Genomic DNA, 25,884 nt, shown 5'->3' on the forward strand with positions numbered 1-25,884 from the left:
TTTTATAAAGCCGTTTTTTTTTATGCCGATAATGATAACGGAGAAGTGCAAATGACAGAAATGGAAAAAACGCTTGAAATTACCGATATACTTAAAAGTCAGAATCTTATCCTTGATTCCATTATTTCAGCTCAAGTAAAAATACGCGAAGCCGTAAAAGTAAAAGACTGGAAGGTTCTTCAGGACAATATCGAATTGATTCAAAAAAAATCTGCGGTTTTTGTAGCCTTGGATAAGCAAAGAGAATTCCTTTCGTCTTCGCTTTCACCGGAAGAATTGAAAAGTCAAATTCCCGCCGTAACTCAGATACGCGGAAAACTTATAAAATCCAAGATTGAAAACAATACTCTCGGAAACTACGTAAATTCCGTACGAGGTTTTATACGCGGTGTGCTTGATACGGTAGTCCCGCAAAGGCGCAACACTCTTTATTCACGCAAGGGAAATATAATACATCCGAGTCCCGAAAGCGTTGTCGTAAATAAGTTATTTTAAGGCGGTAGACTATGGCATCATCATTCGCAGGAATTGAAATAGGAAAAAGGAGCCTTAACGCTCATAATCAGTCGATCACTACTGCAGGACACAATATCACCAACGCGGGCACTGAAGGATATTCCAGGCAGCGGGTTGAAATAAAGGCGTTTGATCCGATTTACAGGCCGGATCTAAGCCGAGCGGAAGTTCCCGGCCAGATAGGGCAGGGGGCGGCAGCACAGAGCATAAACCGTCTGCGTGACGAAATGCTTGATCAGCGTATTACCGCACAGGCAAATCAGGAATCCTATTGGGCTACGCGCGAAAAATATTACGTGATGCTCGAACAGATCTATAACGAACCTGCCGATGTTTCAATACGCAGCAATATGGATAAGTTTTGGCAAGCTTGGCAGGAACTTTCCGTTCATCCTGAAAGTCAAGCTGCCAGGCAAGCCGTCGTAACGCGCGGAGAAACCCTCACGGAATCCATTCATCAAAGATGGGCTTCGCTCGCCGGAATCGGGAATCTTTTAAACGGCGATATCGAAGCTACCGTAAAACAAGTAAATAATTTTGCAAATCAAATTGCAAATTTGAACGGTGAAATAGTACGTTCGCGAGCCATGGGAGACAACCCGAACGATCTGCTCGACCGCCGCGATCTTTTAGTTGAAAAATTGTCCGCCCTTGTAAATATTACAAGCGATCAACGCGATAAAGACGAATTTATGATCCACGTCGACGGACAAATCCTTGTACAGGGATCCGTCGCAAGAAATTTTGACGTTCAATCCGTTATCGACAACAACGGTTATTCTAAAGTTGTGTGGAAAGATACCGGAAACAACGCCTTCTTTACGGGCGGCACGCTGGGCGCTCTTATCGAATTGCGCGACGTTGACGTAAGAAATGAAATTCAAAGTCTTAATACGATGACGCTGAATTTTGCAGACCTTGTGAACGACATCCATAGAAACGCGATAGGCGCTAACGGGGTTACGGGCCAGGACTTTTTTGTACAGCAGCCCTTTGTCACGAACGTAAACGGAAACTACGACTCTACTGGCGACGGTAACTTTGACAGCACTTACGTATTTCGCTTTACGGGAACAAACGCTCTGGACGCTCAGGACAATATAGGTCTTGAAGGCGTTATAACTCTTTCCGGTCAGGACGGGAACGTACAAGTTCCGTACTATGCGACGGATACTGTTGAAAAATTAATAAACCGCATAAACGACAGTACGGGAGAAGTAAAGGCTTATTTGGATAGAAATAACGCCCTCGTTTTAAAAGCCACGCCCGCGCAGGATGTAGAACTTCCTGATTTTGTCATTCGCCACGTTGAAGATTCCGGTTTTTTCCTGTCGGGTTACGCGGGAATTTTAAATGGAAGCGGAGAAGAGAACGCATATGACTTTGCTCAAGCGGATGCAGTAAACGCTCTTAACGGCGCACAGATTGCGGTGTCGCCTGTCTTAAATCCCGCGGCATATATTGAAATAAATAAAGTCTTACGCAACGACGTCATGGGCGTCGCCGCAGCTTATCCCGACGCCGCCGGAATGATGAATCTCGGCGACGGAAAGGCCGCTGTGGATATTGCCGCGATAAGAAACACTCCGATTATGATCGGGCGGCTCAGAACGCTTGACGATTACTTTGCGGACTCCGTCACGAACGTAGGTTTAAAGGGCGAACAGGCGGAAACAAATCTTTTAAGTCAAAACGCTCTTATGGCCGATTTGAGAAATCTCAGGGATTCAATAAGCGGAGTGAATATTGACGAAGAGCTGGCAGATATAATGAAATTCCAGCACGGGTACAACGCGGCTGCAAAGTATGTAACCGTAGTGGATGAAATGCTTGATACGATCATAAACAGGCTCGGCGTATAGGATTCGTGCAAATTTTATCGAATTGCGCGTAAAGCGCGCACAAAAACGGCGTTAGGAAACCGGAATTTCCTTGTATGCCGTTCTATGAGGTGAATAAATGAGTAGAATCAGTTCAAATATGGCAAACACTTCGGTGCAGTTTAGTCTAAGAAACCAGGAGGCTCGCGTAAATAAGGCGAATAATCAAATGGGAAGCCAGCAGCGCATACAGCAGTTGCGCGACGATCCCATTGCTGCCGGTCATCTGGTACGTTATCAGTCATATTGGACGCGTATAAATAACTTTGAAAAAAATGCGCAAACGTTAAGCGACGCCTATATCGTACGCGAAGGGTACATGTCGAGTTCCCTTGATATGATGCAAAGGATAAGAGAACTTGCCGTCACCGGTGCGAACGGCGTCTATCAAAAAGACGATCTTAAAAACATGGCGTCGGAAGTTGATGAATTGCTTCAACAGCTTGTCCAAAATGCAAACGCCATAAGTTCCGACGGTAACTCGCTTTTTGCAGGAACAAATCTGAAGACAACCCCGTTTGATATTGAAATGGGCAGTATTCAAGGCTATCCGGATCCTGTTATTTCAAACGTACGATATAACGGTAATATCGATACGAATAAGATCGAAATCGATGAAAATAAGTACATAGTTTCGGACAGCGCGGGTAACCGTGTATTTTGGGCGGAACAGCAGCAACTTTACGGCGGGCGGGATCTTTCAAGCTGGCAGGCCGATGCGGACAGCGTTATTTCCGTCGACGGGACACAAGTTAAAATTTCCGCAGGAGATAACGTATACGCTCTTATTTCAAAGATAAACGACAGCGGAGCTCCCGTAAAAGCTTCCATCGACCCTGTGACAAACGGTTTAAACCTTGTAACCACAGATCCTCATCAGCTTTGGCTTGAAGACGTACAGGGCGAGGTTTTGAGCGGACTCGGCATAATAAAGGATTCAAGTCAGAGACCGCCGTATAATATCGGCAATAACGTGCGCGTAGCAGGCGGTTCCATGTTTGATGCCGTTATCGCTTTGCGCGACGCGATGCTTTCAGGCGATACTGAAACAATAGGCGGACGCGCTCTAGGCTTGATCGACGGCGGCATTTCAAACCTTGTTACGCGGCTTGCAAAGTCCGGCTCCGAATATGAGCGCTTGCAGCAAAACGTTATGCGCAATTCACAGACAGCTCTCAATGTCGATCAGCAAATATCCCGTGAAGGCGATCTTGATTTTACAAAAGCCGTTACGGATATGAAGATGTTGGAATATGTTTACCAAGCGACTCTTCATACGGCGGGGCAATTATACAGAAATTCGCTTTTAAATTATATGAGATGAGTCTTGTAGCAAAATAATTTGGAGTTAAGCTTACATGGATGTTAAAACGAAGAGCATGGGGATCATTTCCGTCGACGAAGATCACGTGATCACTTTACCGGACGGACTGTTCGGTTTTGAAGATTTTAAAAAATATGCCTTGGTAGATTCGCAATACGAACCTCTGCTATTGATGCAGTCGCTTGACGAACAAGGGCTTTGTTTTTTTCTCATAGATCCGTTTCTTATCTGCAACGATTATGAAGTCGACGCGGACGATAGAATTCTTGAAAAAATAGATTTAAAAGAACCTTCGGACGTCTGCGTTATGGCCATAGTGACGGTTCCCGCGCACGGTTCTCACGTTACGGCAAATCTTCAAGGGCCGCTTATCATTAACCGTAAAAACCGCAAAGGTATGCAGATCGTGCTTCCGAATGATAAATATACTACAAAGTATGATATTTTAAAGGCTCTTAAGTCGGGAGGAAAGGCCCAATGCTGATCCTTGCCCGAAAAATCGACGAAAAGATCAAAATAGGCGAAGACATCACGTTGACGATTATTGAAGTACGCGGCGATCAAGTAAAGATAGGAGTAGAAGCTCCTAAAAACATAAGAGTTTTCCGCCAAGAGGTTTTTGACGCCATTCAGAGTGAAAATAAGGCGGCCGTCGCTCCCGAAAACGAGTCCTTGGACGAAATTTCAAAACTGTTCAAAAAGTGACGAATCCGTACGGTGAATACGGTTTTCCGATTCTTTCGGTGTTCAAGAAAATAGCGCGTTTTGAAAACGAGATACTAAAGGCGAGGTTCCGTAGCCCTCGTTCGGACACAATACGGCTGGAAAAGCCGGGTACGGGTTTATTCCGAAAGATTTTTTTCAGCTTCGCTTAATCGCAAATATTCAGGTCCCTCGTAGTCCGCAAGCAGGGCTTGTTTTTTTTCTATCATTTCTTCGGCAATGGCAAATAAACTGTCCGTTGAAGGAATATTTCCTTTTATATGATTTATCGAACCTTTAAAATCCGGCAGAAGATTTTTTAGAACAAAAATAAACGCCTCATAGTCCGGCCCGCAAATGAGTAAATTTTTAAAGTTTTTAAGACTTTCTGCAAGATCCTTTGCTTCATAATCTTCTTCTTTTAGGATCGTTTTTTCACCCTCGTATGCGGCCGCATAAAACCTGTCCCGTTTTGCGTCTATAACGGGGACTATGACTTTTGAAAGATCTCTGAACGGGTACGCATAGGTTTCAAGAGATGAAATTCCGTAAATCGGAATATCGTGCGCCAATTCAATAGCCTTTAACGCCGAAATCCCGAGCCTCAGTCCCGTAAAAGAGCCAGGCCCCTTGCACAAAACCGTATAATCAAGATACTTGCTCTCAAGATCGGTCTGTTTAAGCACGTAGTCTATCGCAGGAAGGAGATTTTCGGATTGCTTCATCGCTATATCGAATACGGCGGTTACCGTTTTATCTTCATTTTTAGCGGCTATAAAAATTTTTCTGTTTGCACAGTCGACGGCTAAGGCTTTCATCTTTTTATTCCAAGGTTCCGTAAGGCCAGTTGTCGATTTCAACGGTTCTAGTTCCGTCGTCCTCAGGTTTAAGGCGGATCACGATCGTCTTTTTAGGGAGTTCTTCCATTATTTTTTCACTCCATTCGATAATGCTCACTCCGTTTCCGTAAAGCATATCGTCAATGCCCAAGTTTATAAAATCCTGCGCCCCGTCCAAGCGGTATACGTCCATGTGGTACAGAGGCATGCTTCCTTCGTATTCGGAAATAATGCAAAACGTGGGACTGGTTATGGTATCCTTTACTTTTAAACCTTCCGCTATGCCCTTCGTTAACGTTGTCTTTCCCGCGGCGAGAGGCCCCTGCAATGCTATAATATCGCCTTTTTTTAAATATGAGGCGATTTTTTTACCGAGTTCTATCGTTTCTTCGCTTGAGTTTATTTTTAACGTAATCAGGGCAGTTTTCCTTCCGAATCCATCGTAAGGATCATCTGTGACAAGGCGTTTTTTATCGGGATGAGAGGATAATCCGGAGCCTTTAAAAAAGTGATCTCCACTTCCTTGTTGCCGAGGGGGCCGGTTTCGATCGTAAAAAGTATGGGCAGCTCAAGCGTCGAGTTGGGGACTGAAACAGCCGCTTCTGCGCTGAATTTACGCCTGTAATACAATTCTTCTTGCGTGCGTTTTATTTGCCGTAGTTCAAGAATTTCCATCGTAGCTAAAACATCCTGATATTTAATTTTATGGGAGCCTCGAAAAACCTCTGTCTTTGGAAGATGCCCTTATGTGTTAAAATTGTAAATATATGCGCATATCCTGTTCTGATCTTTGAGCGCAATTTTAATAAATTTTATATGGAGTGTAAATACGGCTCTGTCGGGAGCTTTTTCAACATCGCGAACCAAACCTATCACTCTTTCGATTTTAAAGGAATTTATCTCTCCGATTTCAAGTCCGATGTATTGATCCTTTTCTACGGCAACGGCCGCGCTCATCGCGCATCCTTCTGCCGAAATATTCGTTAAAAACCCTTGAATGCGCTTTTCATCGGGAATATAAAGAATTTCGCCGGATTTTCCGTTATTTTTCGCTTCCACCTTTACGGACGAAAAATAACAGTCCCTGTTAAATGACAGCCGCTTTGTTCCCCTGCGGGCGAGCCGCGTCAAATCGTTCGAATGAGTAAGCAGCATTTGGAATGTTCCGTCGGTTGTAGTCTGATAACGTATGATACGCGCGTGCATTTCATACTGTGCGTTTCCCTGCAGCATAAACATTATCTTTATCTTTTGAAGCTCTTTGGGTCTTGCCTCTTGATCCTTAAAAAGCGGCGGAACTTGAACGTAAAGCGCGTCTTTGTCATGATTTACAAGCTTTAAAAGAAATTTCCGTTTGTGGTCGTCGATATAGACCAATTCAACCCCGTCCGGAATGTTTTTTGAAGATTTTATCTCCCGTGAAATAACGTACGCTTGCTCAAGTTTGTATATGAGGATGTACAGCAGCGCTATTTCCTTTTCTCCGGCTTTTTTTTCTTTAAGATATGAATAGTGTTTTTTGAATAAGTCCGTAAGCTTTTCAGGAGAGTGTATGAGGTATTCGATGTTCGGCGCAGCTTGTACGCGGCACATATCCCACAATAAATTTTTTTCATCTTTTGAGAGGTCGTACTTAAGAACTACGGCGTTTACGTTTTTGAGCTTTGTGGGCGCGTTTTGCTGTTTTGAAGCCCATTCGGGCGACGAATGCCTTTTTAAAATCCTTAATAAGACGGCCAACAAAAGCAAAAGGCCGATAACAGCCAAGCCGAGAAAAATAACACCTGCCCATTGCGTAACATTCTGGCGCGCAAGCAAAGGCGAGCCAGGTACTGCAGCCCAATTATTCATGTGGCTCCTATTGAATTGCGCTCAAGGCTTCCGCCATATCTGCGATCCTTGGACAAATTTCATATTCCGCAATATCCCCTATCGTGACGGTGTCTTTCGCTTCAAGTGCATTTTTAAAATCGCCTAAAATTTTAGAGAAATCTTCAAAAAAATCTTGCAGAGTTTTCGTACCGATCTTAAACACATTAAATCTCTCCGGAAAAAGGGCGGAAAAACTTGCCGCGTGGCAAAATTGATCTATTAGGTCTGCAAGCGCGGTTATTATCTTATGCGCTTTAGGATCTTCTCCCTTTTGCAAGAGCACAGGAATTTCCATTATGTCCTTTTGCATGTCTGTGAACGGCTTTTTTAAAGACGATAAAGATTCTATAACATCATATTCTGAAATTACGGTTAATTCAAGTCTCGTATCGGGTTTTAAAGGCTGCACGGCGATTTCGTCAAAATTTTCCGCCGGAATATTTTTGCCGTCAAGGTTTATCGCTACCGTAGCGGCCTTGTTTTCTTCGCAGGTTTTTGCAAAGGAGCGTAAAACGTCTCCCACCGTCTTTTCGTCTTCGAGAGTTACGCCTATCAATTTGCCGTTTATGTAAAAATCCATCTTACCTGCCTTTGTTTTACTCTATTGAGATCTGTTTTTGTTCATGTTGTTCGAAAAATTAGATATGCTCCGCTGCTGATTTTCAAGGCTGTTTAGAGAGCTTTCCATCTGTCCGTATTTTTGTTTTAATTCCGATTCCTTTGCGTTTAACTGCGTTTCAAGGCGGGCGATCTTTGTTTCCGAGGATTTTATCTGCCGGTCGAGCGAACTTGTCTTATTTGCAAGTATGCCGCCGGATTGTACGTAAGCGGTAAGCTGGCGATCCAAGGCGTAGCCTATACCGGCATCCACTATGAGGTCGCCGTCCGTATCGTAGCCGAAAATACTTTTTATCGATTCAAGGTTGTTTTCGATATTGCTGTCCAATTTTTTTTCGTCGATTTCAAGGTAGCCGCGGAGCCTTCCCGGAGAATAACCGGTAGCGCCGCCCGCCGCGTTTGTCGAAATGCCGATCTGATCCAGCATGGTTATTTCCGCCGTTTCGGAGTACCTGTACTGAGAAGAAATTATAGTCTGCAGCTGGTTTTTAACGTTTGCAAGCGAAAAATCGCTGAAAAACAGGCCGAGCTGTTTTTGCTTTTCTTCTTTTTCACTGTCCGTCAGATATTCCAATTCGTCGATTATTTCAGGCTTGTTTTGTGAAAGTATGTTTATGTCGGCTATAGTCTTATTGTATTTGCCTACGAACTCTATGAGCGCGTTTTTTGCCGCGTCTTTGTCGGGTTTTACGGTGATAATCGCAGTTTCCTTTGTCGGGTTTTTTATGTTGAGGGTGACGTTGGGAACTACGTCGTCAATGGAATTTTCCGCTCTGCGAATGGTTATTCCCTCATATTTTATTTCCGCATCCCCTGCGGTAGAAACCGCGTTTAAAGGCGCAAAACCGGATGCGGTTTTGCGCTCATAGACTGAAAACGGCGAAACGATAAGTTCCTGTCCCGTATTTCTGTTTCGTATCACTACGGCTTCTACGCCCTGATAATCTGCAGAATTTAGCGAAACGGACAACAAACCGGTGTTTTCGTCGGTGGATAAGGATATTTTGTCGGCAAGCCGCTCGGTTCCGTCGGCAAGACGGACGTACACGAAATTCCTGTCTTCCACGGGCTCTATAGGGCCCGTAAACTCCGGAGAGGGCAGGGCGGTTTCCGACGGTTCGTTTTGTACGGTAATACCTTGAAATTCCGCTTCGCCTGCGTCGGGCAGTGAAGGTCTGCTTAAATTTTCATTTATTTCGATTGTGACATCGACGACGGGTGCCGTTTCCACGGTAAAAGCGATGACGGAATCGGCTTTAAATTTTTGAGGAAGCTCTACGGAAAATCCGCTTCTGGGAGGAACCGTAGTTCCTTTTTCGCCCGCATAAACTTTTTTGTTTGAAATATCGGGCAGGCCTTCCTGCTCTTCGAGCGGAGGATTCAAATTTCCCACGTCTTTCAGTTCGCTGTTTTGCTTTCCGAACAGAGTAGCTTCGGGTTTTACAGGTCCTATTATGTTTACGGATTTTGCAAATGTTAAGGCATCGTCGTTAAATTCCAAATGATTTACCGCGCCTGTTTTTAGGGACTCTATTAAAAGCGAAATTTTGCCGTTGTTCATGCCTACCGTATCGGCCTTTATAACGGAGTTTCCCCTTTTGTTCAGCGAAGAAACAAAGTCCGAAATTTTTCCTCCGTTCCATTTAAAAGAAACTTTTTTATCGTTTACCGTAAACGTGTATTTACCGCCGGGAACTATATAGTCTTTAGCAATTTCGGAAGACATAAACCTGTCGGCAGTGGCGGGAGTGATCACATCGATTTTAAACGATTCGTATTCCGCGTCGCGGTTTGCAGTTGCGGTTACGGCATATTCGTCGGTAGAGGAGGTGAGTTTATTGTTAAAGGGATTATCGAAAGAATACAGCGATTTTACGCTGGTTCGCAGAGAAGACATGTCGGAATTAACGCTCCGCCACGCACTTTGCTGCTCCTTATAATTGTCGAGATTCTCCTTCTCTCTTGTAAGAGGGATCCTCTCGACTTTCATAAGGCTTTCTACAAGATCGTTTGTCTTGTACTGATCCGATATACCAGGTATGTTTATTCCGGCCATAGTTTAGTCTTTTTCTGCAGCCAGAACACACTTAAATCATTTCATCAAATAAAAGCCCTATGGCTTTTCTGATTCTGATTTTAAGTTTTTGTATATCTGCAGACGGTATCTCCTTAATAACTTGCTCCGTATTAGGATCTACTATCTTAATAATGACGCTGCCCAATTCGTTGTTTACGTTGAACTGCAGCTTGCGTCCCATCACCATATCCGACAGCCGTTGAAGCTGCTGGACATCTTTTTCTATGTTGGCATTGTTTTCGACAATATTATCGATAACTTGTGAAGCTCCGACCGTAATGTTTTCTATAGGCATTGCCTTTGTTGCGATCGATGCAGGATTATAGTTTATACGGCCTTCCTTTGCCAAACTTTGCCCTATGTTACTTATTGTATTCATGGGCTCTTTCCTCCTGAAAGAAGAACCGGATGGGGGCGCACCCATCCCGTCCACGTATTGCTGTCAAAAAAACGACATCCAGGAGTTTCTTTAGCAGCTTTACGATTTATCTCAGCAAAGCCAGTACACTTTGTGACTGGGAATTTGCCTGAGCGAGCATTGCAGTACCGGATTGTGTGAGAATCTGGTTTTTTGCAAAATTTACCATTTCAGAAGCCATGTCCGTATCGCGGATAAGCGATTCCGCCGCCTGAAGATTTTCGGCAGCTACGTTTACGCCGTTTGCAGCCATTTCAAAGCGATTCTGATATGCACCGAGGTCGGCTCGCTGTTTTGAAACTATCAGCAAGGCCTGATCTACGGAATTGATCGCCATATTGGCCATATCCGGTGTGGAAATGCTTATTCCGCCGTCAGTACCCTGAACGCCCTTAAGTCCTAAGGACTGAGCCGTCATAGTACCGATGAAAACACGCGCATTCTGATCCACATTTGCTCCGATTTGGAACTGCATGATCCGGCCGGAAGCCGAATCGGAAGCGAAACTTCCCGTAAGAATGTTCATTCCGTTAAATTGAGCCTGACTTGCTATGCGGTCTACTTCAGATACAAGCTGTGATACTTCCACCTGAATCTGCATGCGGTCTTCATCGGAATAAATACCGTTTGCAGACTGAACGGCAAGCTCGCGTATTCGCTGAAGAATATCGGTAGTTTCCTGCAAATATCCTTCCGTTGCCTGAATAAAAGAAACACCGTTTGAGATGTTCCGACTTGCCTGGTTCAAACCGCGGATCTGGCTGCGCATCTTTTCGGATACTGCAAGACCCGAAGCGTCGTCGCCGGCTCTATTAATTTTCTCACCGGAGCTGAGTTTTTCTATGTTGCCTGAAATCTCGTTGTATGAAACACCCAAGGTGCGGTTAGCATACATAGCACTCATATTGTGATTAATAACCATGTTATACCCTCCATGTTAAAAAACCGAAGCGTCTTGCTTCAGCTTCTGCGTGTGCGGGCTGCTCCGGTTATCGCGCCCCCGGAACAGTTTCAGACCCTTACCGCAGAGATCGTAAACCGTTAAAACAGATTACGGTCTCTGCGGCCGCACGCACATAAAGGATAAAATTTCAAAGAACAAAACGTGTCTGAAAACACGTTAAAAAATCAACAGTTACGGTGATAAGTTTAAGAAAGGCTTTTGAAGAAACACCGCGTTCTCTTGGGTATTTGCAATTCCTGCCAAATACCCAAGAAGATTATAGTACACTATCTCAGCAATGACAAGACATTCTGTGACTGTGTGTTTGCCTGTGCCAGCATGGCAGTGCCTGCCTGCTGCAATACGGAATTCTTTGTGAATTCGACCATCTGGCGGGCCATGTCCGTATCGCGTATGCGAGATTCGGAAGCCTGCAGGTTTTCTGCAGAAACATTCAAGCCTTTGACGGTCATTTCCATACGGTTCTGGTATGCGCCCAGATCTGCACGCTGTTTATTGATGCGCTTGAGAGCTTCATCAATAGTTCCTATTACGCGGTTGGCCTCATCCGGCTCCTGCAGAGAGATTTTTCTTTCAGTACCTATTTCACGGATTCCCAGTGCGTCTGCCGTCATTGTACCGATGAACATTTGCATGCGCTGATCCATATTGGATCCTATGTGGAACCACATTGATGCGGTAACTGCGTTCTCTCCCGTAGGCCGTGCAAAACGTCCTGTCAGCATATTCATTCCGTTAAACTGTGCGGAACTTGCTATGCGGTCAACTTCAGAAACGAGAGCGGATACTTCGACCTGAATCTGCATGCGGTCTTCATCGGAATAAATACCGTTTGAAGCTTGTACTGCAAGTTCACGGATACGCTGCATTATGTCCGTTGTTTCCTGAAGATAGCCTTCCGTCGTCTGAATAAAACTGATCCCGTTTTGAGCATTCTGTGCAGCTTGATTTAAACCGCGGATTTGACTGCGCATTTTTTCCGAAACTGCAAGACCTGAAGCATCGTCGCCGGCGCGGTTTATCCTTTCGCCTGAAGACAATTTTTCCATGTCTTTTGCAAGACCAAGACCTGTAATTCCTAACTGACGGTTAGCATACAGCGCTGACATGTTGTGATTGATGACCATAGATATTCCTCCTTGGAATATATTTATAAAACGGCGTCCCTGCCGTCTTTGTGAAAGTGGTTTCGATCGTTTATTATCGATGCATTTTCACGTGAATAATTGCTGAAAATTATCTAAAATTTTACCGCATAGTTATTCTTGTTTATTGTCGGAAAGAAGGAGGAAAAACTTTAACATTAAATTTTTATTTTTTTCCGAATCTTCTGGTGTTCAATAAAACGGCGCGTTTTGAAAGCATAGCAGTATCGGCTGATGTTTTATAAACTCGAAATTCGGCCTAAATGAGGGGGAATATTTTTTTTACGGCTTGCACGGCTTTGCCGCGATGTGAAATCGCGTTTTTTTGTTCCGCCGTAAGTTGTGCCGCCGTACAGCCGTATTGGGGCAAAAAGAATATGGGGTCGTACCCGAAGCCGCCGGTTCCTGCCGATTCGGATATGTCTTTTACAAGGCGGCCTTCCATGGTTTCTTGCGCTACGAAAAATCGGTCTTTTGACAAAAACAGAACCATCGAGCAAACGTAACGGCATGAACGCCCGTCGTACGACTTGTCGAAATGCCCGTTCTCGCCGTGCAGTTTGCCGTTTGGAATTTTTAGAGCGCGGCTGTCCGCATTGCCGCAGAGCGGGGCAGTTTCCGCGGCAGGGCAAGGGCTATCGTAAGCTTTTTTATTTTTTAGAGCCTCGTTTGTCTGTTCGATTAAGAGCCTGTTCTGTTCCGCTTGAGGTATTTTTACCTTGTCGGGTCTTCCCTGCGGAAAATCCGGGCCGGCATACCGTGAAGAATATACTCCCGGTATACCGTTTAAAGCGTCTACGCATATGCCCGAATCGTCTGCAATCACCGGGCAATGAACTATTTCCCACAGCGCGCGCGCCTTTATCAGGCTGTTTTCATAAAAAGTCGTGCCCGTTTCTTCAGGATCGAAATTAATGCCTTCGTCGGAAGGGATGACAACCGTAAAGTCCGTAAGAATTTCGGACATTTCTTTTTTTTTGTTCAGGTTTCCCGTGGCAAGATAAATTTTCATTTTTTTTCCAAATCTTTTGTTGTTCAATAAAACGGCGAAATGACGTGTTTTGAAAACTAGATATTCAAGGCGAGGTTCCGGCCGCGTGACGCTTCGAGCGTTATGCTTACAGAATTCTACCCTAAAAGCTCGACCGCGGCTAAGCGGACGTGTTCTCGCCGAAAGTTATTATGTCTTACTTTCAAAACCCGACACATTAATATTATCGAAAACATTTTTTCATGTCCAGTTTTATCTTAACCCTTTTATCCTTTATCCGCGCCCTCTCCGTTTTACAATGTCTGTAAGCGAATCGCATCCGTATTTTGCCGCGGCAATGTAATAGCTTACCTGCCTTTCCGAAATGCCTATCATGTCGGCGATCATCTTATTGCTCGGACATACCTTGTAGCGGTTGTTTCTGAGCATACGGTTTTTGAGCTTCCAGCAGGCCGTGTGGTGCAGATATTTTTTATACGCTTCTTCCTGCAAGGGACTGCCGTTTTCAAGTTTTTGAATTTCAATGGCGTATTTTTTGTGAAAAAAATACGCGTTATCTCGGCGCCGGATAAAGTTTTCTCTGATTTCCGCTTTTTTATAAAGGGAATCCCGCAGCGATCTGAGCTTTTCTTCTAAAAAATCCTGTGCGCAGCCGCATACGGCGCTCAGCTCCGAAAGCTGCTCGTCGTGTATATAGTAACAGGCCTTTAAGGCGATTATAATCATCTTTTTTTGATTAAAAGACTTTTGCGTCCATTTCAATAAAAGTTTATTCTTTTCGGCCGCGTACTCCGGCGGCGGGTTTTGCGCCTGCATTTTGATTCTTTTCGAAAAAAAGGATTCGTCTATTTTATTCGGATTATATTTATTCCGTAAAACTTCCGCAGTATTTTGAACTCTTCCGGCAGAATATGTTTGCATAGGCGAAGCCGCTTCGTACAATCCGGAATATTCCTGTTCAGCGTATTTTATACAGGAATCTTCATATAGCTGTATCGAACTTGAATCCAAAACTTCCATTCCATAGCTTTCTTTTATCCGGCTTCTTTGCCACGAATAAAACGCATTGGACACGTAATTTGTAAAGTATGCGGAAAAAGGGCACGTGTCGGGATTGTAACGGGCGATGAGTTTTTTTATTTTTGGCTGAATGTTGATTACGAAATCGCTTTTCGTATCCTCGTCAAGATAGCGCCCTGTAAAGCGGTGGGGATTTTTATAAACGTCCGTAAGCAGTTTCCATACAGCGTCCTCATAATCTAAAAGTCTTACGTTGATCTTCCCGGGAAGGCTGTCAATCTCGTTCCAATCCATATTTTCCTCCATGACAAATAAAAATTCCGCTTGTGCGGCGAGTGACGTTTAGCAAAAAGCGTGCCATGTGAAAAAGCGTAAAAAAGAGATAGAAGACGGCCGGGGCATGCAGCATAAAGCCGCTTGTAAGCAAATTGCTTCACATTCCTGCATTTTGCAGGAATGTGAAGTTTTTCGACGGGATTTTCAGGGGGAATTTTGCGGAATTTTATGGCGGCACGGAACGTAGCTGACGTTATGACGGATTTAGGAATCGGCAATGCGGCGATCAGCGGCGGTATGTCGCGGTTCGGGAAAGACGTTATGACGGATTTCGGCGGGGCATAGAAATATTATTCTATACTTTGGGGATAAAAAAATCGAATTATTCTCATACTTTGAGGCTTTGTTTTGCCGCCGTTTTATTTTTTTTCGTTATAATTCATTGCAATGTAACAAATTAAAATAAAAATAATCGTTGACAAATCGAAAAAACGGACTTAACATATAGTAAACGTTTGCTATGGTGCAGGATATGCAGGATAAATCGAAAAAGAAAACGACTATTTCCGACATTGCAAAAAGGGCGGGGGTGTCTTCTGCTACGGTATCGCGCGTTTTAAGCGGTTCCGATTATCCTGTAAACCGTGAAGTCCGCAAAGAAATAGAGAAGATCGCCGTCGGCATGCGCTACAAGCCGAATGTTTTCGGACAGCTGCTGAGAGGAGGAACCAGCAGGGAAATCGGCGTAATCATTCCGTCTCTTTCCAATCCTTTTTACGCCGAACTTGTGTCCGCAGTGGAACGCGAATGCGTCGATCGCGGCTACATGCCTATAATCTGTTCATCGCAAAATCAGTTTCAGCTGGAAACAAAGCATTTGGATATATTCCAGCGAAAACAGGTTGCAGGCATTCTTTTGTCGAGTATACATCTTGCCGGCGCTTTTTTAAGGACTCTCAGAGCTCTTCCCGTGCCCTTTGTGCTGTTCGATCAGCCGTATGCTTATGCGGGAATCGATAGCGTCAGTTTCGATTTCCTCGACGCAGGATATAAGGCCGCCCGGTTTTTGTTCGAGGAAGGGCACAAGGACATAGTTTTTGTATCCGGGCCGCTCGACAGGTTCAGCCGGAAGCGGCTTTTTGAAGGATATAAAAAGGCGTTTAGAGAAAGGAGAAGACGCTTTTTGCCGCAGAATGCCCTGATTGCCGTTTCGGATCGGCAAAAAGACTGCTTCGACGACGGATTTTATATCGGACAATACGCCGCAGAATTGCTCATGAAGCGGAACTATCTGCCGGACGCCGTTTTTGCCGTAAACGACATGACGGCTATAGGCTTGATAAAAAGGTTCGAAAAAGACGGTGTGCGCGTACCATCGGATATTTCGGTGGTCGGCTGCGACAATATTCCGTTCAGCGAAATGTTCGTGCCCGCTCTTACTACGATCGATCAATCGGCTGATGAAACGGGACGTCTGGCGGCGGATATTTTGCTTAACCGCATTGAAAATAAACCGGTTGCCGTAAATCGGATAATGCTCGAGCCTAAGTTAATCATACGGGAATCGGTACGTAAAATTCATTATAAAGTGAGGCGATGAGGATGAAAAATAGGTACCGCATATGGAGGATGCTTAATAAATAAACGGTTTATTAAGTTTTTATAAAAAGTTATGCGCAAAAGCGCACGGATCGGATCGTTTTCAAAACAGGGGTTTGTTTACGGTTCGGTTCAAGGAGGAACAATGAGTTGGGTCGATTACGGTATGGTCGTCGCATTTCTTGTCGGAATGGTTCTCATCGGTTTGTATTCCAAAAAGAACGTCAAGACAGCGGAAGACTTTTACGTCGCAGGCGGTAAGGTTCCCTGGTGGCTGGCAGGGGTTTCTCACCATGTAACCGGATATTCCGGCGTAGTGTTCGTAGGATATGCGGGAATCGCATACGCGACGGGAACGCAGATTTATTTTTGGTGGGGCATGAGCATCGCGATCGCCGTTGCGCTCGGTTCGATAATTATCGTGCCGCGTTGGCCGCGCTTAAGGAAATTCCTTGGCATTCAGTCTCCTACGGAATATCTAAAAAAACGCTACGATACGGCTTCCCAAGTAGTCGTCGCCGTTGCAGGTATAGTGAGCAAGCTTATCGACGTAGGCGCAAAGTGGGCTTCAATCGGCATCCTTGTGCAGGGCTTTACAGGCATTCCGTTTTGGGTCGGCGTATTGAGTTCCGCGCTTGTTTCAATTTATTATATGTCCGTAGGCGGCTTAATCGCCGACTTGTGGACGGATTTCGCCCAGTGGATCATTCAAACCGTCGGCGGCATAGTGCTCTTTGTCGGTACGATTATCTTCTTGAAGAGCGAAATGAACCTCGGTTTATTCCAAGCGTTTCAAGCGCTCCCTGCAGGACATGTTTCCATCTTTAATCCCGGACGCGGGCAGGGATCCGTTACGTGGTCGCTGTTTTATTTCTTCGTCATTTTCTTGAGCTATAACGGCGGTACTTGGAGTTTGGCTACGCGCTTTATTTCCAGCAAAGACGACAAAAACGCGCACAAAGGGGCACTGCTTTCCGCACTGTTGTATTTGGTATGGCCGCTCGTAGTCTTTACGCCTATGTGGCTCGGCCCGATCGTATTTCCGGGATGGACTCAGGCGGAAGCCGCAAAGAATTTATTCGCCGCGCTGAGCAAGAAATTTTTGCCGACGGGATTAATAGGTCTGTCCCTCGCCGCGATGTATGCGAATACGCTTTCCATGTGTACGTCGGACTGCAATACGATTTCAGCGGTTATCACGCGCGACATACTTCCGATTTTCAAAAAGAATATCGATCAGGAAGGCAAAGAAGGGCTTCACCTTGCGCGTGTTACAACCTTTGTCTTTATGGCGCTTACCGTCATCATCGGTTTAATCAATCAAAAATTCGGCGGCGTCGCCGGAATGATCCTTTCATGGTTTGCCGCTCTGCTCGGGCCGACGGCTATTCCGCTTTTGCTTGGACTCTTTCCCGCATTTAAACACTGTGACGGAAAGGCTGCAATCCTTTCGACTCTCGGCGGATTTTTGGTATTTGTGCTCACAAAGGCCGGAGCTTTAAAACTGCCTCCGGATTTAGGGCTCGTCATGCCGACTCTCGTCGCCTTTATTGTGTACTGCGTTGTCGGATTTGCTAATAAGGCGAGCGGCAAAAAAGTACCCGATGAAGTGGAAACCATGCTGCAGCATCTCGGAGAAAAAGCGTAAGGACGCCTGGCTCTTCTGCCGGGGCTGTTTCAAAAGTCGCCTGTTTTTACACAGCCCGATTTTAGATTGAAAAAAACTGAAGTTTTGGACAGCCCCGAGTTTTTGATGTATAGTGGTTAAAATTGAAAAATTGAATCGGCCGGCTGAACTGAAGCCTGCCGGTTCGCCCTGCGTATCCGAAAAGACGGATACCCTTTAAGCGAAAATCGATTGAAAGTCTCGTTACAGGGGGAGACATAAATGAATTATTCCGCCGAAAAAAAAATATATGTAGATCAAATTCAAGATAATTTTTTGCCTTATTGGAGCAAATTCGTAGATACCGAAAACGGAGGAATACTCAACTGTATTAACAATTACGGCGATAAAAAAATAAGCGATAATAAATTTACGTGGTCCGAGGGAAGATGGCTGTGGATCTTGTGCCGCTTGTGCGATTCTGCAAAAAAAAAGATCTTGCCGAACGTCGACGCTTCGTTGCTTGAAACGTGGGCGGACGGTACTTGGAATTTCATTAATTCCCATTCCGTCATGGAAGATAAAACGTGCTGTTATCTTCTCACACGCGACGGAAAAAGAATAAGAGACGAACGCACCGGACGCTTCGACGCGAGTATTTATGCCGACTGTTTTGCGCTCATAGGTTCATCTCAGTACGCTATTCTGTCGAAAAAACAGGAAGCGATCGATACGTCAAAAGCGCTTTATGAAAGCATCAAACGGCGAGTAGAAACGAATAATTTTTTAACGGAACCGTATCCGATTCCCGAAGGCTATCGCCCGCACGGAATTCCTATGATACTTACGAATACGGTGTACGAATACATACGTATGCTTGAAGCGTTCGGGCTTTCCTCCGACGATGCGGTCGAATTCGGAAAAAAGAACGTAAAGTTTGTGCTCGACCGCCTTATGAACGAAGATGGCTACATAAATGAATTCATATCCGATTTTTCCGACAAAGAAGAGCGGCTGCTCGATCGACATATTAATCCCGGTCACACGATCGAAGATATCTGGTTCCAAATAGAATTTCTTCAGGCCTTCGGTTCGCTTGAAAAATATCTTCCTCGTATCTGTAAAACAGCAAAACAAACGTGGCGACTCGGCTGGGATTCGGAATACGGCGGACTGTTCCGTTTTGTGGATTTTGAAGGAGGAAAACCGCACGGCACGTCGACGGGCTCTCAGTATGAAAAGCTCATAACCGATACTTGGGATATGAAACTTTGGTGGCCGCATTCCGAGATTCTGTATACGTATATTTTGCTGTATAAGCTTACCGGCGACGAGGAATTTAATAAAATATACAAGCAAAGCTTCGACTATATTTTTAAAACCTTTCCGAATGCCGAAATTGGAGAATGGATTCAGATACGCACGCGTGACGGAAAACCTGTGGATAAACTTGTCGCGCTTCCGGTAAAAGATCCGTTTCACATCTTACGCAATTTTATAAAAATCACGGAGCTCATATGATACGGCTCGGCATTGCAAAATTAATGATTTCTCCGGACATACCGCTCAGATTATGCGGCTATGCGAGCAGAACGGAGAATTTCACCTGTGTCACGGAAGATATTTTTTTACGCGTTCACTATTGGCGGACGGACACCTGCCGCGTCGTCATCGTATATGCGGATCTGTTGTGGTGGAATCCCGATTTTATCGACGTCGCGCGGCCTATGCTCGAGCGAAAGCTCGGCATAACCGAAGACGAAGTGCTGTTTACGGCGTCACACAATCACTCAGGGCCCGGAACGGGATGCGCGTTCACTCCGCTGCTTGAAACAGCGTCCGAAAGCTATGTAGAGTTTTTATTGCAAAAAGTGCTGGACGGAATCGCCGAAGCGGAGCGTGATTTGGAAGAAGTTTCGATACGGCGGTTTAACGGCGAATGCGCTATGAACGTGTACCGCAGAAAAAAAACAGAAGAGGGCATTCAGATGCTTCCCAACTACGAAGTGCCGTCCGACACGAACTTGACGATTTTTGAATTTGCAAAAAAAAGCAGCGGTAAGCCTAAAGGTTTTGCCGTTCACTACGCGTGTCACAATAATCTTTCCGCCGGGAACAGCGTGCATCCCGATTACGCGGGAGTCGTTTTGCGGCGTTTCGACGAGGCGTATCCTAAAAGCGTTTCGATTTTTTTGCAGGGCTGTACAGCCGACTTGCGCCCGAACAGCGTGCTTGGGAACCGCTTTACTTCCATAGATTTTGAAAAAGTTATGGTCTTTGCGGATGATTTTTTTAAGGTGTGTAAAGATATTTTGAAAAAGCAAAGCTCTCCGGTTAAAGAATATCTTAAGCTGCGTAAAACGCGCATCAAACTTCCGCTTGTGCAGGATTTTTCAAAAGACGAAGTCGCATCCCTTGCGCTTAAGGCGGAGGACGAATCTGGACGCGAATGGGCGAAAAAAGCTATAGAAAAAAACTTCCGCGATTATGAAACGCTTGAAATAACGCGCGTCGACTTCGGTTCCTCACCTGTGTATTTTTTTAACGCCGAAATGTCGCAGCAGTATGCATCGGCCGTACGGCAAAGAGATAAAAACGGTTTATGCGTCTGTTATACGAACGGAATGATCGGTTATCTGTGTACCGAAAAACAGATTGCCGAAGGAGGTTACGAGCCGCAGGGGTCGGCTCTTTATTTTGCGTTGTGCGGAACGTACAGCCTTAAAACGGAGAATCTTATAAACAAAGCATTGGACAATTTTAATAATTAATATTTTTTGGAGGTAAAAAAATGATGGAAGGTGATGTTTTAAAACTGTATCGTAAAGAAGTGTTCGATATTATCGATGAAATATACGGTACTGAAGAAAAAAATATTCTAAAAGCGGCGCGGATGGTAGCCGATCACGTAAAAAAAGATAAAATCGTGTATGTGTTCGGCCCCGGCGGACACTCGAACCTTGCCGCCATGGAAGTGTTTTTCCGCGCGGGCGGTTTAATGCACGTAAGCGCCATTTTAAATCAGGAGACGATGCTTTCTAACGGCGCTTTAAAATCCATGGCTGCGGAGCGGCTTCCCGGTTACGGTAAAATCGTAATTGAAGATTACGGGATCGGAGAAGGCGATCTTCTGATAATCGTCAATGCGTACGGAATCAATTCGGCGACGATCGATGCGTGCTTAACCGCACAATCTCACGGCGCAAAAGTTATCGGCGTCAGCTCTCATGCCCATGCAAACGCCTGCCCTAAAGACCATCCCGCGCGTCATCCGTCGAAGAAAAATTTGCATGAAATCGCCGACTGCTCGGTAGACTGCAAAATCAAACTCGGAGATGCTACAATCGAGATTCCCGGATTTGAGCAAAAGATCGGAGCTCTCAGCACTTATGCGAACGCATTTGTGATGAACGGCATTATGATCGAAGCGATCAATATGCTCGTAAACGAGGGAATCAATCCTCCCGTTTGGCGCAGCGGCAACTGCCCCGGAGGCGATGAGTGGAACAATCGTTTTATCGATAAATTCAGAAAATCCATACGCAGTTTGTAAGGAGATTTTTTTATGATTTTTACCGGATGGATGTACGGAACCGACACGCTTGTGAAGCTTGAAGTTGAAAACGGCGTTTTTATTTCGGTGGAAAAAACGGCGCCGGAGAATTCCGTAAAGTATCCTAATATTGCGCCCATATTGTTCGATACGCAAATTAACGGTTTCAGCGGCGTCGATTTTAATATGACCGGCGAACTGTCGGAAGAAGCGTACCGAAAAGCGATGTACGCCTTGCTGAAAGAAGGGTGCGGACTTTTTTGCCCGACCGTCATCACCGCTAGCCCTGAACAGATTTTAAAACGCTGCAAAGAAATCGCTTCTTTTTTGCAGCGCGATCCGTTGTCAAAAAAAATGACGCACGGCATTCACATCGAAGGGCCTTTTATCTCTCCCAAAGACGGAGCCTGCGGCGCGCACGACAAACGTTATATCCGTGCGCCGGATTTTGACATGTTTAAGAGTTGGTATGATGCCGCAGAAGGAAAAATATCGGCCGTCACCGTTTCGCCGGAGTGGGGCAAGGATGCGTATTCTTTTATTTCAAAAGTCAGCGCGCTCGGCGTCGTCGTGTCCGTCGGACACACGATGGCAAGCGAAGAACAGGTGTCCGAAGCAGTCTCGAGCGGAGCGAGTCTTGTAACCCATTTCGGAAACGGAGTTCCCGTTACGGTGCCCCGCCATCCGAATTTTTTGTGGGAGGAATTAAGCAACGACTGTTTGACGCTTTCCTGCATAGCCGACGGCTTTCACCTTCCCGAATCGGTGCTGAAGACGGCCTTTGCAATAAAGGGACGCAGTTCTTTTATCATAAGCGACAGCACTCAGTTCGGCGGACTGCCGCCCGGAACATACGAAACGCCGATCGGCGGTAATGTTTTGCTGGAGCCTAACGGACGGCTTTGCATGACGAGCGACACACGCCTTCTTGCCGGTTCTGCGCAGAGCATTCTGCACGGTGTGGAACATCTTTTTAAAAGCGGAATTTGTTCCTTAAAGGACGCGTGGATGAAAGGATCGGAAATTCCTGCGGCGTTTTACCGCTGCGAGCGGAAAGTCAAAATAGCGCGCGGATGTAGGGCAAATTTCGTATGCTTTGAAAAAGAAGAAAATAAAGGCTTGACGGTTTCCTGCGTTTATCTTGACGGTGAAAAAGTTCTGTAGGAACTGCCGCAAAAGCCGGTTACTTTTTCGGCAGCGGTTATGCTGCACGGAACTAAAGTATCCGTGCGAATTTTTTGCAAATTTCAGGGATGAGCGTGTTGAGTTTGCCTTCCACGCTCATGCCGGAAGCGTTTTTGTGGCCGCCGCCTCCAAAAGATGCGGCAACCGCGCTTACGTCAACCCTGTCTTTAGAGCGGAAACCTGCCGTACAGGTATTATCCGTCTCTTGTCTTACGAAGACTACCGCTTCTACGCCTTCCGTGGACAAGAGCAGCTGATAAAGCATGTCCGAGTCGCGGCCTTCCGCTCCGTATTTTCTTGTGTCTTCCATAGTCTCGTAGGTTACTATCAGCTTGCCGCCGCAAAAGACTTCCGCCTGTTCCAAGAGTTTCCCTAGGAGCTTTCTTGTAAGATAAGGTTTACCGCCTGTGATTTCGTCGTAGGTGGCGCGGGGATTTGCGCCTGCTTCAACTAACCGCGCCGACGCACGGAAGACTTCCGCCGAATCCTCAGTCAAAAACCTGAAAAAGCCCGTATCAGTTGACATTCCGAAAAATAATTCCTTTGCGACGGCCTTATCAAGCCTGCCTATGATGCCTTCATAGAGCATCTGTATTATGCATGACGTAGCGGGAGCGCTCGGGTCGATTATGGATTTACAGCCGTCCGGTTGACCGGCCGTTTTATGATGGTCAAGTATGAATGTGTCCAGTCCTTTAAAGTCGCCTTCGATCTCGCCTAATCTTGAAAATTCGGAACAGTCGGCGATGATGAGGCCCGTCCTATTCCTTTCGTCCTGAGATAAAAAACGCATGGTTTGAGAAAAGAGAGGTTCCTTGCTGCGGATCTCCTGACGTTTAAACGGCCCTGCGGAAAGTAATTGATACGGCTTTCCCGATTTTTCCATAATAGCCGCGATGCCAAGGCAGCTTGAGATCACATCTCCGTCGGGATCCTTGTGTCCGGTTATTAAAAAAAAATCGTGCTCTTGAATAAAAGTTTTAAATAAAAGGATCTGTTCTTCCGTGAGTATCTTCATGTTTGCCCTGATATGAGTAAATATAGGACAGGTCTTAAAGTCTTATGCTTTTTAACCTGCCTCTGTCCGTCAAATTGTGCGAGAATTCAACAGCCGCCAAAATTGATATTTTGGTCAGCTTTTGAATTTATGCGAAAGATCGTAGTGTTTTTAAAGCGCGTTTACATTTCCAGCGTATCTTTACCGTCGTCCGGAAATTTAGTGCTGTCGGTTACTTGCCCCCAAGGCAATTGTCTGTGATCCGTAGGAACTGTAAGCATAACTTTGTAGAACGCCTTATCTTTTGTAATTACTGTCATGTATGATTTCATTCCTGTAGGAAGGCTTCTGAACGATAATTTTGCAGGATTTTTTCCGTCGCGTTTTATCCAGCGTTTAGGAATCGTAACCGTACCGACGCTCAAGCCGTCCTTAGCATACGAAACTACATAGACGTCGCTTGCGTCCAGTATGCGGTAAACGGGAGTGTTAATATATGAAAGCGACGATTCCTGCCATTCTACGGCGGAAGCGTAAAACGCCGCAAAAAGCAATACGAAAAATGCGAAGATAATATTTTTTTTCATCCAGAGCCTCCTAAGCAAACCGTTTTAATTCAGCCCGAAAACGGGCATTGTATTTATATCTATCAAGTATACATTATATCTATATTTGAAGAAAATACAAATTCTACATGATCGAAAGCATTATCGCCTTTATGGTGTGTTTTCGATTTTCAGCTTCGTCCCAAACCTTGCTCGCAGAGCCTTCAAAAACTTCTTCGGTAACTTCCTGTCCCTTTACCGCCGGAAGACAATGCATAAATATGGCGTTTTTATTTTCCGTTGCGGCCATGAGCTTTGCGTTTACTTGGAACGGCTGCAAAAGTTTTGTCCGCCGGTCTTTTAGCGCTTCTTCGCCCATAGAAACCCATACGTCGGTGTAAACGCAATCCGCACCTTTTAAAATCGAGATTTCGTCGCTTACGGAAATTTCCGCTCCGGAAGAAACTGCAAACGGCTCTGAAATTTTTAAAATCTCTTTGTCCGGAAACAATTCTTTAGGGCTGAAAACCGCAAAATTTATGCCGAGTTTTGCGCATATCAGCATGAGGCTCCTTGCAACGTTGCCTCGCCCGTCGCCGCAGAAGGCCAGATTAAGTCCTTTTACGGTTTTAAAATTTTCTTTTAGAGTCAACACGTCCGCCAACGCCTGTGTAGGATGAAAACTATCCGTGAGCCCGTTTATCACCGGAATTCCGGAATACTTTGCAAGCTGTTCCGCAAACTCCTGTTTAAAGCCTCTGAATTCGATCGCGCTGAACATCCTTCCGAGCACGCGGGCAGTGTCCTCTATGCTTTCTTTGCCGCCTAGCTGTATGTCCTGCATAGATAAGAATACCGGATGCCCGCCTTCTTCTCCGAACGCGGTTTCAAAAGAACATCTGGTGCGCGTTGAGCGCTTTTCAAAAATAAGGGCTAGGGTTTTGCCTAAAAAGCGTTGATGAATTTCGCCCCTGTGCGCTTCCGCCTTGACCTGAGCGGATAAATCAAGAAGCGTGTTGATTTCCGCCGGAGTCCAATCCGCCCAATTCAGCAGCGACCGTCCTTTAAATGGCGCTTTAAAGACTTCCATTTTTGCTCCCGTTCCATATGCAAATAAAAAAACCTGCGGTATTCCGCAGGCATTTTAGCGACAATAGGGATTGAACCTATGACACTACGGATATGAGCCGTATGCTCTACCAACTGAGCTATGTCGCCGTGTTATTCTGGAATATATCAAACAAAACCGATTTGTGTCAAGAGCTCGAAAATCCGACCAGGATTTTCGAGCGTCTCATATAAAAGAAAAACGCCTCAGTGTTTTTCGCCTTCAGACTTAAAAAAGAAAATCCGAGCAGTGACCGTTCGCTCTACATCCGTGTATCGCTCACTACCGTATTTTTGCATAGCAAAAATACGCGACCAAATTCCGACACGGCATCCGTGCCGTGCAGCGGGCGGAGGATTTTCGAGCGCATCACATAAAAGAAAAACGCGTCAAGCGTTTTTCGCCTTCAGGCTTAAAGAGAAAATCCGAGCAGTGACCGTTCGCTCTACATCCGTGTATCGCTCACTACCGTATTTTTGCATAGCAAAAATACGCGACCAAATTCCGACACGGCATCCGTGCCGTGCAGCGGACGGAGGATTTTCGAGCGTGTCCTATAAAAGAAAAACGCGTCCGGCGTTTTTCGCCTTCAGACTTAAAAGAGAAAATCCGAGCAGTGACCGTTCGCTCTACATCCGTGTATCGCTCA

25 protein-coding genes and 1 tRNA gene are annotated in these 25,884 nt (G+C 45.4%); 11 read left to right on the forward strand and 15 right to left on the reverse strand.

Translation table 11 applies throughout. From position 1 onward, the window contains the following. Positions 1-51 precede the first annotated feature (51 nt). The 5 genes from HRI96_RS05060 to csrA all read left to right on the forward strand — a co-directional run bounded on the left by HRI96_RS05060 (position 52) and on the right by csrA (position 4,425). Positions 52-495, forward strand: a complete 444-nt coding sequence (locus HRI96_RS05060) for a hypothetical protein (RefSeq protein ID WP_210118424.1) — start codon at positions 52-54, stop codon at positions 493-495. Between the two features lie 11 nt (positions 496-506). Beyond that, positions 507-2,378, forward strand: coding sequence for a flagellar hook-associated protein FlgK (gene flgK / locus HRI96_RS05065; RefSeq protein ID WP_210118425.1), 1,872 nt, complete (start codon positions 507-509; stop codon positions 2,376-2,378). Positions 2,379-2,475: 97 nt separating this feature from the next. Then, entirely contained in the window at positions 2,476-3,720 is a 1,245-nt protein-coding gene (locus HRI96_RS05070) for a flagellar hook-associated protein 3 (RefSeq protein WP_210118426.1), read from the forward strand. A gap of 34 nt (positions 3,721-3,754) precedes the next feature. Beyond that, positions 3,755-4,204 carry a flagellar assembly protein FliW gene (gene fliW, locus HRI96_RS05075; RefSeq protein WP_210118427.1) on the forward strand — a complete coding sequence of 150 codons (450 nt, stop codon included), beginning with the start codon at positions 3,755-3,757 and terminating at the stop codon, positions 4,202-4,204. Then, positions 4,198-4,425 carry a carbon storage regulator CsrA gene (gene csrA, locus HRI96_RS05080; RefSeq protein ID WP_210118428.1) on the forward strand — a complete coding sequence of 76 codons (228 nt, stop codon included), beginning with the start codon at positions 4,198-4,200 and terminating at the stop codon, positions 4,423-4,425. The genes fliW and csrA overlap by 7 nt, the downstream gene beginning before the upstream one ends. Positions 4,426-4,562: 137 nt before the next feature. Here the strand turns inward: csrA and tsaB are convergent, their stop codons facing one another. The 11 genes from tsaB to HRI96_RS05135 form a co-directional block, all read right to left on the reverse strand. Beyond that, complete coding sequence (gene tsaB / locus HRI96_RS05085; protein ID WP_210118429.1) at positions 4,563-5,282, reverse strand: tRNA (adenosine(37)-N6)-threonylcarbamoyltransferase complex dimerization subunit type 1 TsaB; 720 nt, start codon at positions 5,280-5,282, stop codon at positions 4,563-4,565. Beyond that, entirely contained in the window at positions 5,245-5,676 is a 432-nt protein-coding gene (gene tsaE, locus HRI96_RS05090; RefSeq protein ID WP_210118623.1) for a tRNA (adenosine(37)-N6)-threonylcarbamoyltransferase complex ATPase subunit type 1 TsaE, read from the reverse strand. The genes tsaB and tsaE overlap by 38 nt, the downstream gene beginning before the upstream one ends. Then, on the reverse strand, positions 5,676-5,936 hold the full coding sequence (locus tag HRI96_RS05095; protein WP_210118430.1) for a hypothetical protein: 261 nt from the start codon (positions 5,934-5,936) through the stop codon (positions 5,676-5,678). Before HRI96_RS05095 ends, tsaE begins: the two co-directional genes overlap by 1 nt. A 69-nt stretch (positions 5,937-6,005) precedes the next feature. Next, entirely contained in the window at positions 6,006-7,112 is a 1,107-nt protein-coding gene (locus HRI96_RS05100) for a PilZ domain-containing protein (protein ID WP_210118431.1), read from the reverse strand. A 7-nt stretch (positions 7,113-7,119) separates the two neighbouring features. Further along, entirely contained in the window at positions 7,120-7,713 is a 594-nt protein-coding gene (locus HRI96_RS05105; RefSeq protein WP_210118432.1) for a hypothetical protein, read from the reverse strand. A gap of 21 nt (positions 7,714-7,734) precedes the next feature. Further along, entirely contained in the window at positions 7,735-9,807 is a 2,073-nt protein-coding gene (gene fliD, locus HRI96_RS05110) for a flagellar filament capping protein FliD (protein ID WP_210118433.1), read from the reverse strand. A gap of 31 nt (positions 9,808-9,838) precedes the next feature. Further along, positions 9,839-10,207 carry a flagellar protein FlaG gene (locus HRI96_RS05115; protein ID WP_210118434.1) on the reverse strand — a complete coding sequence of 123 codons (369 nt, stop codon included), beginning with the start codon at positions 10,205-10,207 and terminating at the stop codon, positions 9,839-9,841. Between the two features lie 106 nt (positions 10,208-10,313). Then, positions 10,314-11,168, reverse strand: coding sequence for a flagellin N-terminal helical domain-containing protein (locus HRI96_RS05120; protein ID WP_210118435.1), 855 nt, complete (start codon positions 11,166-11,168; stop codon positions 10,314-10,316). A gap of 308 nt (positions 11,169-11,476) precedes the next feature. Next, positions 11,477-12,337, reverse strand: coding sequence for a flagellin N-terminal helical domain-containing protein (locus HRI96_RS05125; RefSeq protein ID WP_210118436.1), 861 nt, complete (start codon positions 12,335-12,337; stop codon positions 11,477-11,479). Between the two features lie 277 nt (positions 12,338-12,614). Beyond that, positions 12,615-13,367, reverse strand: coding sequence for a non-canonical purine NTP pyrophosphatase (locus tag HRI96_RS05130; RefSeq protein WP_210118437.1), 753 nt, complete (start codon positions 13,365-13,367; stop codon positions 12,615-12,617). Between the two features lie 252 nt (positions 13,368-13,619). Continuing rightward, positions 13,620-14,660, reverse strand: coding sequence for a helix-turn-helix domain-containing protein (locus HRI96_RS05135; RefSeq protein WP_210118438.1), 1,041 nt, complete (start codon positions 14,658-14,660; stop codon positions 13,620-13,622). Between the two features lie 502 nt (positions 14,661-15,162). On the opposite strand from HRI96_RS05135, the gene HRI96_RS05140 reads away from it, so the two are divergent. The 6 genes from HRI96_RS05140 (at position 15,163) to HRI96_RS05165 (ending at position 22,564) form a co-directional block, all read left to right on the forward strand. Next, a complete protein-coding gene (locus tag HRI96_RS05140; RefSeq protein WP_210118439.1) occupies positions 15,163-16,242 on the forward strand; it encodes a LacI family DNA-binding transcriptional regulator in 1,080 nt (359 codons plus the stop codon). A gap of 144 nt (positions 16,243-16,386) precedes the next feature. Further along, positions 16,387-17,889, forward strand: coding sequence for a sodium:solute symporter family protein (locus HRI96_RS05145; protein WP_210118440.1), 1,503 nt, complete (start codon positions 16,387-16,389; stop codon positions 17,887-17,889). A gap of 240 nt (positions 17,890-18,129) precedes the next feature. Continuing rightward, positions 18,130-19,368, forward strand: a complete 1,239-nt coding sequence (locus HRI96_RS05150) for an AGE family epimerase/isomerase (protein ID WP_210118441.1) — start codon at positions 18,130-18,132, stop codon at positions 19,366-19,368. Beyond that, on the forward strand, positions 19,365-20,618 hold the full coding sequence (locus tag HRI96_RS05155) for a hypothetical protein (RefSeq protein ID WP_210118442.1): 1,254 nt from the start codon (positions 19,365-19,367) through the stop codon (positions 20,616-20,618). The genes HRI96_RS05150 and HRI96_RS05155 overlap by 4 nt, the downstream gene beginning before the upstream one ends. Before the next feature lie 20 nt (positions 20,619-20,638). Beyond that, the gene (locus tag HRI96_RS05160; RefSeq protein ID WP_210118443.1) at positions 20,639-21,400 is read left to right on the forward strand and encodes a sugar isomerase domain-containing protein; all 762 of its coding nucleotides are present in this window, start codon (positions 20,639-20,641) and stop codon (positions 21,398-21,400) included. A gap of 12 nt (positions 21,401-21,412) precedes the next feature. Further along, positions 21,413-22,564, forward strand: a complete 1,152-nt coding sequence (locus tag HRI96_RS05165) for an N-acetylglucosamine-6-phosphate deacetylase (RefSeq protein WP_210118444.1) — start codon at positions 21,413-21,415, stop codon at positions 22,562-22,564. 52 nt (positions 22,565-22,616) lie between these two features. On the opposite strand, the gene HRI96_RS05170 is transcribed toward HRI96_RS05165, so the two are convergent. The 4 genes from HRI96_RS05170 to HRI96_RS05185 all read right to left on the reverse strand — a co-directional run bounded on the left by HRI96_RS05170 (position 22,617) and on the right by HRI96_RS05185 (position 25,345). Continuing rightward, on the reverse strand, positions 22,617-23,603 hold the full coding sequence (locus tag HRI96_RS05170; protein ID WP_210118445.1) for a DHH family phosphoesterase: 987 nt from the start codon (positions 23,601-23,603) through the stop codon (positions 22,617-22,619). A gap of 161 nt (positions 23,604-23,764) precedes the next feature. Continuing rightward, positions 23,765-24,169, reverse strand: coding sequence for a hypothetical protein (locus HRI96_RS05175; protein ID WP_210118446.1), 405 nt, complete (start codon positions 24,167-24,169; stop codon positions 23,765-23,767). Positions 24,170-24,272: 103 nt separating this feature from the next. Then, a complete protein-coding gene (gene argF, locus HRI96_RS05180; RefSeq protein ID WP_210118447.1) occupies positions 24,273-25,217 on the reverse strand; it encodes an ornithine carbamoyltransferase in 945 nt (314 codons plus the stop codon). A 55-nt stretch (positions 25,218-25,272) separates the two neighbouring features. Further along, positions 25,273-25,345 (reverse strand) — tRNA-Met (locus tag HRI96_RS05185). Between the last annotated feature and the right edge of the window lie 539 nt (positions 25,346-25,884).

The organism is Treponema parvum (genome assembly GCF_017893945.1).
GTDB lineage: Bacteria > Spirochaetota > Spirochaetia > Treponematales > Treponemataceae > Treponema_D > Treponema_D parvum_A.

Bases quoted from the DNA above. Each gene is read 5' to 3' on its own strand.
- HRI96_RS05060 (WP_210118424.1), top strand. From the start codon at position 52: ATGACAGAAATGGAAAAAACGCTTGAAATTACCGATATACTTAAAAGT.
- flgK (WP_210118425.1), top strand. From the start codon at position 507: ATGGCATCATCATTCGCAGGAATTGAAATAGGAAAAAGGAGCCTTAAC.
- HRI96_RS05070 (WP_210118426.1), top strand. From the start codon at position 2,476: ATGAGTAGAATCAGTTCAAATATGGCAAACACTTCGGTGCAGTTTAGT.
- fliW (WP_210118427.1), top strand. From the start codon at position 3,755: ATGGATGTTAAAACGAAGAGCATGGGGATCATTTCCGTCGACGAAGAT.
- csrA (WP_210118428.1), top strand. From the start codon at position 4,198: ATGCTGATCCTTGCCCGAAAAATCGACGAAAAGATCAAAATAGGCGAA.
- HRI96_RS05095 (WP_210118430.1), bottom strand. From the start codon at position 5,936: ATGGAAATTCTTGAACTACGGCAAATAAAACGCACGCAAGAAGAATTG.
- HRI96_RS05100 (WP_210118431.1), bottom strand. From the start codon at position 7,112: ATGAATAATTGGGCTGCAGTACCTGGCTCGCCTTTGCTTGCGCGCCAG.
- HRI96_RS05105 (WP_210118432.1), bottom strand. From the start codon at position 7,713: ATGGATTTTTACATAAACGGCAAATTGATAGGCGTAACTCTCGAAGAC.
- fliD (WP_210118433.1), bottom strand. From the start codon at position 9,807: ATGGCCGGAATAAACATACCTGGTATATCGGATCAGTACAAGACAAAC.
- HRI96_RS05115 (WP_210118434.1), bottom strand. From the start codon at position 10,207: ATGAATACAATAAGTAACATAGGGCAAAGTTTGGCAAAGGAAGGCCGT.
- HRI96_RS05120 (WP_210118435.1), bottom strand. From the start codon at position 11,168: ATGGTTATTAATCACAATATGAGTGCTATGTATGCTAACCGCACCTTG.
- HRI96_RS05125 (WP_210118436.1), bottom strand. From the start codon at position 12,337: ATGGTCATCAATCACAACATGTCAGCGCTGTATGCTAACCGTCAGTTA.
- HRI96_RS05130 (WP_210118437.1), bottom strand. From the start codon at position 13,367: ATGAAAATTTATCTTGCCACGGGAAACCTGAACAAAAAAAAAGAAATG.
- HRI96_RS05135 (WP_210118438.1), bottom strand. From the start codon at position 14,660: ATGGATTGGAACGAGATTGACAGCCTTCCCGGGAAGATCAACGTAAGA.
- HRI96_RS05140 (WP_210118439.1), top strand. From the start codon at position 15,163: ATGGTGCAGGATATGCAGGATAAATCGAAAAAGAAAACGACTATTTCC.
- HRI96_RS05145 (WP_210118440.1), top strand. From the start codon at position 16,387: ATGAGTTGGGTCGATTACGGTATGGTCGTCGCATTTCTTGTCGGAATG.
- HRI96_RS05150 (WP_210118441.1), top strand. From the start codon at position 18,130: ATGAATTATTCCGCCGAAAAAAAAATATATGTAGATCAAATTCAAGAT.
- HRI96_RS05155 (WP_210118442.1), top strand. From the start codon at position 19,365: ATGATACGGCTCGGCATTGCAAAATTAATGATTTCTCCGGACATACCG.
- HRI96_RS05160 (WP_210118443.1), top strand. From the start codon at position 20,639: ATGATGGAAGGTGATGTTTTAAAACTGTATCGTAAAGAAGTGTTCGAT.
- HRI96_RS05165 (WP_210118444.1), top strand. From the start codon at position 21,413: ATGATTTTTACCGGATGGATGTACGGAACCGACACGCTTGTGAAGCTT.
- HRI96_RS05170 (WP_210118445.1), bottom strand. From the start codon at position 23,603: ATGAAGATACTCACGGAAGAACAGATCCTTTTATTTAAAACTTTTATT.
- HRI96_RS05175 (WP_210118446.1), bottom strand. From the start codon at position 24,169: ATGAAAAAAAATATTATCTTCGCATTTTTCGTATTGCTTTTTGCGGCG.
- argF (WP_210118447.1), bottom strand. From the start codon at position 25,217: ATGGAAGTCTTTAAAGCGCCATTTAAAGGACGGTCGCTGCTGAATTGG.